The sequence below is a fragment of the Achromobacter sp. JD-1 genome (assembly GCF_038594925.1).
GTDB classification, from domain to species: domain Bacteria; phylum Pseudomonadota; class Gammaproteobacteria; order Burkholderiales; family Burkholderiaceae_B; genus Achromobacter; species Achromobacter spanius_C.
Genome location: NZ_JBCGCS010000004.1, coordinates 121,543 through 134,140, shown reverse-complemented (window position 1 = coordinate 134,140; position 12,598 = coordinate 121,543). Strand labels below are relative to the sequence as shown.

10 protein-coding genes are annotated in these 12,598 nt (G+C 46.9%); 9 read left to right on the top strand and 1 reads right to left on the bottom strand.

Annotated features, from left to right (window positions below):
- Nucleotides 1–691: 691 nt before the first annotated feature.
- The 8 genes from WBR68_RS08320 (at nucleotide 692) to WBR68_RS08285 (ending at nucleotide 11,606) form a co-directional block, all read left to right on the top strand.
- Entirely contained in the window at nucleotides 692–856 is a 165-nt protein-coding gene (locus tag WBR68_RS08320) for a hypothetical protein (RefSeq protein ID WP_050446397.1), read from the top strand.
- A gap of 523 nt (nucleotides 857–1,379) precedes the next feature.
- Nucleotides 1,380–2,831, top strand: a complete 1,452-nt coding sequence (locus tag WBR68_RS08315; RefSeq protein WP_230693910.1) for a tyrosine-type recombinase/integrase — start codon at nucleotides 1,380–1,382, stop codon at nucleotides 2,829–2,831.
- Nucleotides 2,828–3,622, top strand: a complete 795-nt coding sequence (locus WBR68_RS08310; protein WP_230693909.1) for a hypothetical protein — start codon at nucleotides 2,828–2,830, stop codon at nucleotides 3,620–3,622. Before WBR68_RS08315 ends, WBR68_RS08310 begins: the two co-directional genes overlap by 4 nt.
- 30 nt (nucleotides 3,623–3,652) lie before the next feature.
- Nucleotides 3,653–5,764, top strand: coding sequence for a hypothetical protein (locus tag WBR68_RS08305; protein WP_230693908.1), 2,112 nt, complete (start codon nucleotides 3,653–3,655; stop codon nucleotides 5,762–5,764).
- Nucleotides 5,765–6,106: 342 nt separating this feature from the next.
- Nucleotides 6,107–6,814, top strand: a complete 708-nt coding sequence (locus WBR68_RS08300; RefSeq protein ID WP_230693907.1) for a hypothetical protein — start codon at nucleotides 6,107–6,109, stop codon at nucleotides 6,812–6,814.
- A gap of 120 nt (nucleotides 6,815–6,934) precedes the next feature.
- On the top strand, nucleotides 6,935–8,572 hold the full coding sequence (locus WBR68_RS08295; RefSeq protein WP_230693906.1) for a site-specific DNA-methyltransferase: 1,638 nt from the start codon (nucleotides 6,935–6,937) through the stop codon (nucleotides 8,570–8,572).
- 2 nt (nucleotides 8,573–8,574) lie between these two features.
- On the top strand, nucleotides 8,575–11,172 hold the full coding sequence (locus WBR68_RS08290; RefSeq protein WP_230693905.1) for a DEAD/DEAH box helicase: 2,598 nt from the start codon (nucleotides 8,575–8,577) through the stop codon (nucleotides 11,170–11,172).
- 41 nt (nucleotides 11,173–11,213) lie between these two features.
- Nucleotides 11,214–11,606 carry a hypothetical protein gene (locus WBR68_RS08285; RefSeq protein WP_230693904.1) on the top strand — a complete coding sequence of 131 codons (393 nt, stop codon included), beginning with the start codon at nucleotides 11,214–11,216 and terminating at the stop codon, nucleotides 11,604–11,606.
- A 101-nt stretch (nucleotides 11,607–11,707) separates the two neighbouring features.
- Here WBR68_RS08285 and WBR68_RS08280 read toward each other — a convergent pair whose 3' ends face one another.
- On the bottom strand, nucleotides 11,708–12,058 hold the full coding sequence (locus tag WBR68_RS08280; protein WP_230693903.1) for a hypothetical protein: 351 nt from the start codon (nucleotides 12,056–12,058) through the stop codon (nucleotides 11,708–11,710).
- A gap of 108 nt (nucleotides 12,059–12,166) precedes the next feature.
- Between WBR68_RS08280 and WBR68_RS08275 the strand changes: the two genes are divergently transcribed.
- On the top strand, nucleotides 12,167–12,571 hold the full coding sequence (locus WBR68_RS08275; RefSeq protein WP_230693902.1) for a hypothetical protein: 405 nt from the start codon (nucleotides 12,167–12,169) through the stop codon (nucleotides 12,569–12,571).
- Nucleotides 12,572–12,598: the final 27 nt, after the last annotated feature.

The window sequence follows — 12,598 nt, the reverse complement described above, 5'->3', positions numbered from 1 at the left end:
AAGTAGGCGTCAGTGTCGGCTTGGCACCTGGCCGCCACAATTCGCGCAAGCCGAGGTGGGCAAAAAGATCCCGCGGCCTTGACGCGCCGAGGAACGTCGCCGCCCGACAAAAAACCCTTCGCGCCATCGGCGACAAAGGGTCGGGGAGGTGCGTCGTCGCGCCCGATTCAAGACGCTTGTAACCCTTTAATTTTTTGGGGTTTTCCCTATTGCCGATAGATTTTCACAGCAGTAGATTTGAGTTGCCGGGCTGTCTGACACCCATCGCGTGCGAAGCCGGGCAGGAGCGCCTCAGACTCATCTTGAGCTGGGGCGCTCTTCCATTGGCGCGCCGAATTGCCGGGCACTCGGCATATCAAGACAGCCATACACTCTCGTCTCCGCATCGCCGCGAGACTTGTTTGGATAGCGAGGAATGCCCCCGTTTTTGATGAAATATACTGGATATACAAACAGTATTTTCCACCATGACGTTCAAAGCTCCCCTCACCCTTGACGACCTTCGCACCATCCGCGAGCGCCAGCCCTGGAACTCCGACGTGATCTCGCCGCTCTGGGAGGCTTAGAAAAGGAATGGCGCCCCGATAGCCGCAAGGGCATACCCCGGCGCGCCGCCGATAGGAGAGTCAATTGGTCTTAGATTGGGCCGATATCCAACGCAAAGGTCGATTCGCTTGGTAGAGTGCGATGCATGAACGACTGGCCTATCCCCAATTTTCCGCTCGAGCAATTCAGAGCGCTCTCGCTCGCAGACAAAGAACTTTGTCTGGCGATGATCCGCGCATACTGTGCTGAGGCTGCGCTGCAAGAACAAATCGGCATGCGGTTCCCCGAGGATGAGCAGCCTTACTATTAGCCCAGGCCGGCATCGCGCAGCCCGCTCCAAACGTGGGCTACCTGGCGCTTCCCGGCGTACATGCGCCCAAGATGTCAGGCCAGCGAACGTGCCCTCTCCATTGACGCAAGTTCATGGGCTGGCCCCGCTGCGCGATCAGAGATCAAGCACCGCCTACTGAAGACGCGTTGCCAAGAGTGGGCGCATTTTGGACACCGCAAACGCCGGAAACGAAACAGCCGCCAGTAATGGCGGCTGTTTCGTACCTGATTTCTCAGGATTTTCTTGGTAGGCCCCCCGAGAGTCGAACTCGGCACCAACGGATTATGAGTCCTCTAGTTTGAGCCTTTCGAGCCTAGCAAAATCAAGGGTTTAGCGCCTAAGTGCTTGATTTCCTTGATTTTTTGCCTACCGCTACATTCCGTTGGATACCGTTGATTTCCGTCAGTCTGTAGCCTTTTCTGTAGCCTAGTAGCCTAGAGTTCGCTAAAATGATGTTTCCACACAACATCTCAATGAACCCTAGACACGAGGCACAGCAATTATGACAGGCAAGCCGACCACACGCATTGCTTTCAACAAGTCCAACCTGGACGCCATCCCCTTTGCCGAAAGTGGCAAGCAGACCACTTACTACGACACCAACAAGACCAACTTAGCCTTACGAGTTGGAGCCTCAAGCAAGACGTTCATCGTCTACACAAGACCCAAAGGCAGCACTGCCCCCGTTCGTATCAGCTTGGGCAAGTATGGCGACATCACTATCAAGCATGCCTCAGACCTTGCAGCCAAGGAGCTTGCCAAGATTGCTGACGGCCACAACCCCGTTCAAGAAAAAAAGCAGGCCAAGATAGTTGAGGCACAGGCCAAGGCCGCAGACGAGGAAACATTCAAGTGGTTGATGGACACCTACAAGGCCGAACACCTCATCGGTTACAAAGGTGGCAGCAAAGGCACACTGCACAACATTGCCACAACGATGGACTACTTTGACGAAAAGACCGTCATGACCCTCAAGCAGAATGAGGACGGCAGTTGGACAAACGATATGGAGGTCAAACTTTCGTCGTGGCATGACCGCCCATTCCGTTCAATCACACGTCAAGAGGTGCTTGACCGTTTTGCAGTCTTGGAGAAAGCACGACCCGCACGCAATCAAAAAGTATTGGCGCCAATTGTTCGCACAAATCAAATGTCGTTCAAGTTCGCAAGCTCTGCCTACAACTTTATTATTGCAAGAAATGAGTTGGATGTTTTAGAGGACTTGCGCAATCCCTTTGATGTCATGTCAGTGCGTAAAAAATGGACAAAGACAAACAAGCGAACTCGTTTTGTAGATTTTGAGCGTGCAGAGTTTCCTAAGTGGTGGAAAGCAGTTGAGCAATACGACTTTGAACAAGGCATTGTTTCAGACTACTTGCTTTGTTCTCTTTTGCAGTCAGGCCGTTCCATTGACCTTGCACCTTTGCAATGGAAACATGTGGATATGGAGCTCAAGCGAATTCACTACATTGATACAAAGAACGGCGAGGATTACACTTATCCGATGACCAAACGGGTTCATGAGATTTTTGAGCGACGACTGAAATTGAACAAAGACACCGTGCATGTCTTTGACTATGCAGACAGCAAGACCGGCCACATTCCACAAGATTGCCAATGGCATTTCAAGAGGATTGCTGAAATGTCAGGCAAGCTTGTGAGTCACCATGATTTGCGCCGCACATGGGCAACGGCTGCACGCAAACTCAAGCTTGATGAACGAAACATTGACTACTGCCTCAAGCACAAGCGCAGTGATGTCAATGAACATTACTTTGTTCGCAACGAGGCTGAGATTTTGGAGACTATGCAAACCGTTGAGGATTTTTTCCTTGCAGTAGTTGCAGAAACATTGAAAGCACCCGTTGCCCAAAATTTCTTGGACAAACAAGCCTTTGAGCGCCAACGCAAGAACAACCAGAACAACAACCAAAATATTGAGGCAGTTGCATGACACCATCAGAACTTGAATTTAAGCTCAAGAGCTTGCCACCAAATACCCCAATCACGGCAGAACACATCATTGCAATCCTTGGAGCTTTGCAAGCCCCTCAAGTCATTACGAACAATGCAGGGGCTTACAGCACTTGGGACAATGAAAAACTCATTGATACCGAAACCTTGGGGGAATGGATTGGAGAAATCCCCGAACGATTGAACAAATGGAGGGTTGATGGCGACGGCCCCCAATTTGTCAAAAACAAAAAGCATGTCAAGTATCGTGTAGGAGATGTGAGGGATTGGATTAAAGCTAGAACCGTCAAAAACACAACGCAAGCCGACAAGCTGACCTTTGCAAGTGCTTTTGATGATTGCCTAGTTGCCCCAACTATCTATCACGACGACGAGCCATTTACTCTCTTTGAGAGCATTGAGATTTTTGGCAGGGACGATGAGACAAACATTACAGGCTTTGAGGTTCTAATCACAAACGACCCTCAAGCTATCGCCTACATGCAAAGCGACCTTGACACGGTTGCAGCAAGCCATGATTTAAACAAGGTATTGAGCTACTTTGTGAATGGCATTGAGCAACGAGGCACCCTAGCCCATTTGATTGCAAGAAACCCTGCACAGAGCCTCAATGAATACCTGCCCGAACTCTTAGACAATGGTTTGAATTTTTCAGTAAAGGACGGCAACGGTAAGACGGCTCTTGAATACGGCAACCAGGAACTCAACAATTATTTGGAAAAACGGGAAATGATGCAGAAATTCAGTGCAAAGTTTCCGTCCAAGACTTAACCCAAAAAAACTGACAACTGAGGATTATTGATGTTTGAGAAAAAAGAACATGCCACCCAAGACGATGTCATGGGGCTGATTGGTTCTAAGAAAACGACTAGCCAAGAGCCGACCACAAACCGAGTGCAGGACTACAACAATCAAGTTCTAACGGACAAGCAGAACCAAGCATTGATTGCAGAGGTTGCAAGCTATCCTGAAAGTGTTTTGAATGGCGCAAGAGCTCTCTATGCAAACCTAGTCAAAGCCTCAAGCGAAAACAGCCAATTCGCCTCACAAGGTTTCAAGCAAAGCCTCAGTGGCAACACAGCAGACAATGCTGTCATATCGGCCTACTTGTTCAAGCATTGGCATACAGCAGTCATAGACAAAGGAGCCAATGACATTCCTGAGTTACTTGACTCTTATGCCAAGCTCAACGATTACATCAAAGCGCAAAGCCAACCTGAAATTCTCAGAGAGTTCGCAGGCTATTATTTGAGAGGCATGGCAGTCACCTACACTGGCTTTCTGACACAGCAAGCACCAGACAGCAAAGAGGCAGTTCAACAAAAGCTCAAGGGCATAGAAAAGATGTGCAGGAAAATCCTGCTTATCAAGGACACGGCTGCAACCACACAACAAGCTACCCCTACTCAATCATCCAAAGACTTTGCAACAGCCGTTCAAGGTCATGGCATGACGATTGAGAAAGCCATACAGGAGCTTAACGAGAAAGAGGCCAAAGCTTTCTATGAACAGGACAGGGCAAATTTCCTCAAGATTGCCAACTATGTTTATCCGAGCTTTCTTGCACTAAAGGATGCCATGCAGGCCAACCAGGAGGCCGAGCTTGATATTGATGCCAATGTGATTTTGGCAATCCTGAAAGAAAGCAAGAGCTATCAGCCTGCTACTGCTGCTGACAATGCAGAGGCAGTTATCAATGTGGTTTTCTCAGTATTCATGCAAAAGGATACGGCAAGCCTCAAGGGTCAAGAACGACTTGCATTGCTGCCTCTTGGTTCTGCAACCATGCAACAAGTCAAAGCCGCCATTCTTGCAATTCTCAAGGGTGGATTGAAAGACAAGCTTGACTCATCAGGTTTGCCTTGGTTCAAAAGTATCAATTCAAGCAATACTCAATTCGTAGCCTTGCAATCTGCTGCTAATGAGTCATACAACATTGACAAAGAACGCGGCTTTGCATTGTGGAGTGAAAACGGCAAGCACTTTGACAAAGTAGGTAATACCGATTTTTCAAAGGCCATGCTTTATGCAGCCACAGGTGTTCTCAATGAACTGCGCAGCAGTGGTGCAGACAAAGGAGCCTATGCCCTTGAGGGCTTTGTAGTGGTTGCTCAATGGATTTCAATGCAACCGAACAAGCAAGCATACTTTGACTTGCTCAATCTGCCGTTCAATGTCATCAAAGGCAACTGCAACGAACAAAAGAATTCAGAGTTCAATGAAACCTTTGAGCAAGTCATTGGTTTCATCCAAAAAGAATTGGGCGACAAAGACAGGAGTGACTTGCTTAACCGTGCAAAAGAGGAATTTGCCAAAGCAAATGCAAGCACGGGATTGACCTGGTTTGATACCTGCGGAATTCAAGCCGTTGAACTTATCCCACTCAAAGCAGGGGCAAATAAAGTCTATGCTGCTGATTTGGAAAAGGACAGCCAACTTTTCAAAGGCTACCGTGGGCATATTTCAGATGTAGCTGACACAGACTTTGGCAAAGCCATGTTCTATGCAGGTTTCTCAATCTTGGATATTGCAAGGAACTATGGAACAAAAGGAACGGAGGCCATTGCCCCGGTTCTCATGGGTTTTCATAAGGTTTGTGATTGGATTGCGACTCAAGACGATGCAGTACCATATTTTGAGTTCATGAACACCCCTGCATCTATTATCGGCCAGATTGACGAAAGCATCAGGACACCGAAATTCAATGAGGCATACCAAAGCTTTATTCAGTATGCACAAGTCAAATTTGATGAGTTCAATAATTCCAATGCCAAAGACAAGAGCGATTCAATCACAAATATGCTTAGTGCAATGGATAAGCTGACTGAGGGACTTGCTCAAATGCCAGGAATTGACCCTGCTGATATTGAAAGACTCAGGGAATTGAGCACCAAAGGCAGAAACCGCAATTAAATACCTTGCTTGGCATTGAAAGGGATGGATGGTTTTAAAGCTATCCGTCCTTTTTCTTTTTGTGGGGTTATTGGTGGATTAGGTGGCTCTATCTCATGCTATGGAATGTCTTATAAGTAAAAATAATGCGTTTGTCTGAGTTTTATACATAGTGGCTACAGTGTTCTTTGTTGTGAGAAAGACGCAGACAAAAAAGATTGAAAAAAGTCTTTGTTTGTTGTTGACGCACACAAAGGCCAAAGCTACAGTAGACCCATCAACACAAAACACCGATTCAAAGAAAGGGTTGTGTGTTGATACCAACCTCAACTCTTTCTTGATCAATCCTTTAGGAGAAACACTATGAACGCCGTTGCAAACGCCCCCGTCGCTGCCCCCACCGCTGCTGCTGCTGACCTGACCAAGCTGAACGCAACCCAACTGCGCGACCTGCTGAACGACCTGCGCAATGCTGAACTGGACCTTGACGACAAGGAGCTTGCAGCCAACCAAAAGCAACAAGCCGCCGTCATCAAGCAAATCCGTGACCTCAAGGCCACCCGCACCACCGAACTGACCAAGATTGCTGCTGCAATCAAGGCTCAAGGCTTTGGTATCAAGGAACTGTTTGCTGATGCCCCGTTCGCTGAATTCACGAACGAGGAACTGATGGACGAGGTTAAGGCACGTGGCCTGACCACCGGCAAGGCTGCAAAGGCTGCAAGCGGCGAGGCCAAGCCCAAGCAAGAAAAGGTTGCCCGTGTCTTTGAATCGGACAAGAACCCGATTTTCATTGACATCCCCCGTGCAGCCGACGACCACCAACGGGTTACGGATGTGGTTATCCACCAAGGCCGCACCAACGAGTTCTATCAAGGCAAGCAAATCTTTGCCTCTATCGGCAAGCCTGCACAACGCCTCAAGGGCAAGGATGTAGCCGAAACCGAAAAGAACCTGAGCAAGTTCATCGTCAAGGAGGCTGAGGCTTATGCAAAGACCGAGGCAGGCAAGGCAGAACTGAAAAAGATTGCCGAGTTCGTGTTCAACTATGTTGACCCCAAGGCCAAGTAAGACCTAACGGCCTCAAGGAAAGCCCCTAGTTTGGGGCTTTCTCTTGTTCACAAAGTTTATAGGCTAGGGGTTGCTCTAGCCTATGTGCTTTGTACAGCACTAATTGCGAGGAATATAACAATGCCAGAAATTCAATTCAAGGGTAAAGAGTTTGTCTTTAACCATCACCTATCTGTTCCTTACCGCCCTCTTGTGCCTCATAAGGATAAGTCTATTGGCGCAGGAAACATTAACGAGAATCTAGTTGTTCATGGAGACAACTTGCATGCACTCAAGGCATTAATGCCTATGTATGCAGGAAAGATTGACTGTATTTTCATTGACCCACCTTACAACACGGGCAATGAGGGATGGGCTTATAACGACAATGTTAATAGCCCAATGATTAAGGAATGGCTCAGTAGCAACCCCGTCAACAAAGACGACATGCTGAAACATGACAAGTGGCTTGCCATGATGTATCCACGGCTCAAGCTACTGCATGAACTCTTGGCAGAACATGGGTCTTTCTGGATGACACTGGACGACAACGAGGTTCACCGAGCACGCATGATGCTTGACGAAATCTTTGGAGAAAACAACTTTCTCGCTGATGTCTCATGGGAAAAAGCAGACAGCCCAAGAATGGATGTGGAGTTCTTTTCGTCAAGACAAGACCACATGCTTGTTTATGCAAAGAACCTTGAGCATGTTTGCTTTAATCGCATCCAAACAACAGACATTCCTCAGCACTACGACAAAGAGGACGATGGAGGTAGGAAATACTACCTCAAGCCTTTACGAGCTATGGGTGGACAGGGCGAGACAAGAGCAGCCCGACCAAACCTTTACTATGCAATGCAAGCTCCTGACGGCTCAGAGGTGTTCCCTGTTTTGACAGACGGAACCGATGGAGCATGGAGATGGGGCAAAGATAAGGCTGAGAAAGAAAAAGACCGTATTGAGTGGAAAGTTGGCAAAACGGGTTGGACCCCTTATTTCCGCATTTATGCAGATACATTGGACGGACGACCACCTGAGACAATTTTCTACAACGCTCAAGTAGGTAGTTCTCGCACATCCAAGCTTGAAATTAAGCAGTTGTTCCCAGAGGGATCCCCCTTTGACACTCCTAAGCCTGTAGGTTTGCTTGACATGGTATTGCAGATTGCAACAGAGCCAGGCATGACCGTTCTTGACTCTTTCGCAGGTTCAGGAACCACAGCCCATGCAGTTCTTGCCATGAACAAGCGAGACAGCAAGAGTGACAGAAAATTCATTCTTGTTGAGTGTGAGCCTTATGCTGACACAACCACGGCTGAACGAGTCCGACGAGTCATCAATGGTGTTCCAACATCCAAAGATAAGAATATTAAAGCAGGAACAGGAGGCAGCTTTACATACTGCACTCTTGGAGAGCCGATTGACATTGACAAAATATTGACAGGCGAAAATCTGCCCGATTTTCAATCTATTGGTTCTTGGTTGTTCCATACAGCCACAGGCGAGGCTTTGAATGTTAAAAACATCAAAGAAAAAGACTTTTTCCTTGGCGAGAGCAATGCCTATTGTGTTTGGTTGATTTACAAACCATCCCTTGATTTTTTGAAATCAAGAGATGCAGCACTTACTTTGTCATTTGCAGAAAAGATTGCTGAAAACAAAAACAAAAAGCATCTTGTCTTTGCTCCTGCAAAGTATGTTCCTAATAAAACTTTATTGCCGCTTGGTGTTGAATATGCACCGTTGCCATTTGCTCTCTACCGAGTGGAGAAATAACAATGGAGTTCAAAGACTACCAAGACGGAGTATTAATCAAGCTTGATTCTTTTCTTGATGAGTTGCGAACTCAAAAAGAAAATGCAATTGAGGTTGAGCAACTGAAACTTGCTAATCCCAAGTTAAAGATACCTATCCCTGATTTTTGTGGAGATGCTTGGGGCCAGCAAAAGGCAAAAGGACTGCTGCCCAAAATCCGCGAGAACACACCTTACAGCCCACGATTTGATGGAGTTGGCAGACAGGTACCAAACCTAACACTAAAAATTCCGACAGGTGGAGGTAAGACCCTGCTTGCCGCAGCCTCAGTGAGCAAGATTTATGGGCGCTACCTGAGCAGCAACACAGGCTTGGTGCTTTGGATTGTTCCCAATGAGGCTATCTACAGCCAAACAAAAAGACAATTGGCAAATAGAGAGCATCCTTTCAGGCAGATTTTGGATAGAGCCTCAGCAGGCCGCACCAAAATTCTTGAGAAAGACGACCCACTGAACAGGCAAGACCTTAACACTCATCTTTGTGTCATGTTGCTTATGTTGCAGTCAGCAAACCGCGAGACTAAGGAGACATTGAGGCTCTTTAGGGACCGTGGCAATGTGCATGGGTTCTTTCCCCTTGAGGACGATTTCCAAGCTCACTACAGCCTCTTGCAAGCCATTCCAAACCTTTCTTGCTACAACGGGCAGGACGGCGCACAGATGGGTTCAATCATTCATGACAGCCTTGGTAATGTCTTGCGACTTATCAGGCCCGTAGTGGTCATTGACGAGGGGCATAAGGCATTCAGTCAGAAAGCCTTGGACACCGTTTATGGGTTCAATCCAAGCTTTGTGCTTGAGTTGTCAGCCACACCAAAGGACAAGCCCAAAGACATCCCACCGACCTACTCAAATTGGCTTGTGGACGTGCGAGGTTCAGACCTAGCCAAAGAGGAAATGATTAAGCTGCCAATCAACCTGAAAGTTAAAGCAGGCGACGATTGGCGAGACTGTTTGAGGGAGAGCCTTGAACACCTAAACAAGTTGCAGGCTGATGCAGACAAGCTCTTGAGCAACACAGCAACCTACATCCGACCAATCTTGCTTGTGCAGGTTGAGAGAACAGGCAAAGACCAACGAGAGGCAGGCTTTATCCATTCGGAGGATGCCAAGGAGTTCTTGCTTACAGCAGGACTCACGGAGAGGGAAATTGCAATCAAGACCTCTGAGATTAACGACCTCAAGACACCTGAAAATCAAGACCTCTTAAGCCCCACCAATGCAATCAGAGTCATCATCACAAAGCAGGCATTGCAGGAGGGATGGGACTGCCCCTTTGCCTATGTGCTTTGCTCCTTGTCGGCCAGCTCCAACCTATCGGCAATGACTCAGCTTGTAGGACGCATTTTGAGGCAACCGTATGCAGTGAAAACCAATGCCGAGGCATTGGATCAATGCTATGTGTTTTGTCATCATGCGAGCACGAAAGAGGTAGTTGCAGGTATCAAGGACAGCCTTGAGAAAGACGGCATGGCTGACCTGGTGCAAGAAATCCGAGAGTCCGATGGCTCAGGAAAGAAAACCAATGCAGCAAGGAAAGTGGCACGTAGAAAAGGCTTTGAAAAGGTCCAAATCTACATGCCCGTTGTTAATGTTGTAGAGGGGGAGATAATCAGACCACTCAACTATGAGCATGACATTCTCATGGATGTGGAATGGAGCCAGATTGACATTCAGCCCTTGATTGATTCTATCCCTGAGAACATAACCCTTATCAAGTCTCAAATGACTCAGATAACGGTAAGCGATGGAGAGGACGGCGAATTCTTTAAGACAGCCAAAGCAAAGGCGATTGATGAACTCTCTTTGTTTGACCCTGTTTATGCGACAAGGATTGTTTCTGACATTGTGCCGAACCCTTGGGTTGCACGTGGCTTGATTGCAGAGATTATCAAGGGCTTGCAAAAGCGAGGCTTTGATGAGAACAAGATTGGCTTGCTCTCAAGTTTCATTCTTGAGGAATTGCGAAAGTATCTTGTTGCTCAGAGAGACAACTTGGCCGAGGAAATCTTTATCAGCAAGGTTGCAGCCGAGGACATCCAATTCCGACTGAGGACGGACACACACAATTGGGTTATGCCCGAACACATGTGGACTGACCTTGCCGAGAACTCGGAGAAACTGACCCGTAGCAATGGCGACATTGTAGAAAAGAGCATCTTTGCTCCTGCCTACAAGCTTGAGTTCAACAATGACGAACAAGACTTTGCTTGCTACCTTGACGAACATAAAGCTCTTGTTTGGTGGCACAGGAACGTTGCCAAATCAGGTCAATACTTTGTTCAAGGATGGCGTAAGAACAAGGTCTATCCTGACTTTATCTTTGCAGTGAATGACAAGCGTGTTGTGGTCATTGAAACCAAGGGCGACCAGTTAGACGGAAACCTTGACACCAAGTACAAGAAAAAGCTGCTGCAAACGATCAATGACAATTTCAAGGTTGAGAGAATCAAAAAAGCAGGAGAGCTTGAACTTGTGTTTGACGACAGCACAACCGTATCTTGCGACATGCTCTTAATGAGTGAGTGGAAAACCAAAGTCCACGACTATCTACCAAAATAATCTAAGCCTCTTTGATGGGGCTTTTCAGACAGGGGCTAACAATGGACGTAATAACAGGCATTCAGACTGCCTTGGAGATAACGGGCAAACTCAGAGAGCTTTCAAAGAAAGTGCAAGATGCTGATTTCAGTATGTTGCTTGCCGACCTCTCAATGCAGCTTGCAGAGACAAAGCTTGAGGTTGCCAATCTCAAGACAGAACTTGCTAAAGAGATAGAGGAAAAAGAGGCACTTGCAAAACGGCTCTCAAACAAAGAGGACACCAAGCCCACATTGGTTGACGGTGGCTACAAGTTTGAGGGAGACGATGCTCTTTACTGCACAGGCTGCTTTGACTCACAGCAAAAGAAAATAAGGCTTGGTGCTGCACCTGGTGCATTCGCCGGACCCTTTGGAAAGTGGCGTTGCCCGATTTGTAAAACCTTTGCACGATAGGAGCAAGAGATGGATATTGGCTTATGAATGCAACTCTTTTGGAATCATGGTTGAGTGATTGAGAGTAGCCCAAAAGCAAAGCCCCTATCAAGGGGCTTTTTTTATACCTCATCAAAAAGGTCATCAATAATTGTCTCAACCTTTTCTCTCACACATGACCTTGCATTGATTTCAGACTTTGTCCTGCCGAGGGTTCTTTTCAAGTAGAACAACTGATTGCTAATTTCTTTCAGCTTGAACTCAAGCTTATCTATTCTCTTGGATAAAGCCTTTTGGTCAGCTACCCACTTTGGGCGATCATAAAACCAGTGCTTTTGCGCCTGGTCAAGCTCAACCTTTGCAGTGAGTTCCTTTGTCTGAGCAGACTTGAGCATCTTGCCAAGAATGCCAACGAACTGCTTTATTTCCTCATCACTCATTACCTCAATTTCTTTATCGTCATAGTTATTCATAAATATTCCTTTTGTTTTTCTAGTTATACAAAAACAAAGAATAAAATCAATAGCCATTGACTAACAAAATCTATTCTCTATCTTATTCTCATATCATGGAGAATAAGAATGAAAAAAATAAGAATAGGAGACTTGGATAGGGCAATGAGAGAGGAACTATTTAACCTACATGCTTGCTATGTCAATCCTGATGCCACAGAAAGAGACTTTTACAGCCGTCTAGTGCCTGTCAAGACCATAGACCTCAGAGTAGTTCCAAAAGAGGCTCTACACGCCCTCAGTGCCCACCAGGTAGCGAACTACACCACTATCCTAACCAACCCCTCAACCAAGTTTCCTGCAATCGCAGGCGATAGCCTTGTGGACGGCATGCACCGCATATCAGTAGCGATTGCCAAGGGACAGACCAAGATGGAGGTTTTGGACTTTGGCAAGTTGATTGACCCCAAACAATCAGGTTTTCAAATCAAAGTCAAAGTCTTTCCTGATAAAGTAAATGCCCTTTGCTTATGAAATAAAAAAGCCCCGATTAAGGGGCTT

Bases quoted from the DNA above. Each gene is read 5' to 3' on its own strand.
- WBR68_RS08320 (WP_050446397.1), top strand. From the start codon at position 692: ATGAACGACTGGCCTATCCCCAATTTTCCGCTCGAGCAATTCAGAGCG.
- WBR68_RS08315 (WP_230693910.1), top strand. From the start codon at position 1,380: ATGACAGGCAAGCCGACCACACGCATTGCTTTCAACAAGTCCAACCTG.
- WBR68_RS08310 (WP_230693909.1), top strand. From the start codon at position 2,828: ATGACACCATCAGAACTTGAATTTAAGCTCAAGAGCTTGCCACCAAAT.
- WBR68_RS08305 (WP_230693908.1), top strand. From the start codon at position 3,653: ATGTTTGAGAAAAAAGAACATGCCACCCAAGACGATGTCATGGGGCTG.
- WBR68_RS08300 (WP_230693907.1), top strand. From the start codon at position 6,107: ATGAACGCCGTTGCAAACGCCCCCGTCGCTGCCCCCACCGCTGCTGCT.
- WBR68_RS08295 (WP_230693906.1), top strand. From the start codon at position 6,935: ATGCCAGAAATTCAATTCAAGGGTAAAGAGTTTGTCTTTAACCATCAC.
- WBR68_RS08290 (WP_230693905.1), top strand. From the start codon at position 8,575: ATGGAGTTCAAAGACTACCAAGACGGAGTATTAATCAAGCTTGATTCT.
- WBR68_RS08285 (WP_230693904.1), top strand. From the start codon at position 11,214: ATGGACGTAATAACAGGCATTCAGACTGCCTTGGAGATAACGGGCAAA.
- WBR68_RS08280 (WP_230693903.1), bottom strand. From the start codon at position 12,058: ATGAATAACTATGACGATAAAGAAATTGAGGTAATGAGTGATGAGGAA.
- WBR68_RS08275 (WP_230693902.1), top strand. From the start codon at position 12,167: ATGAAAAAAATAAGAATAGGAGACTTGGATAGGGCAATGAGAGAGGAA.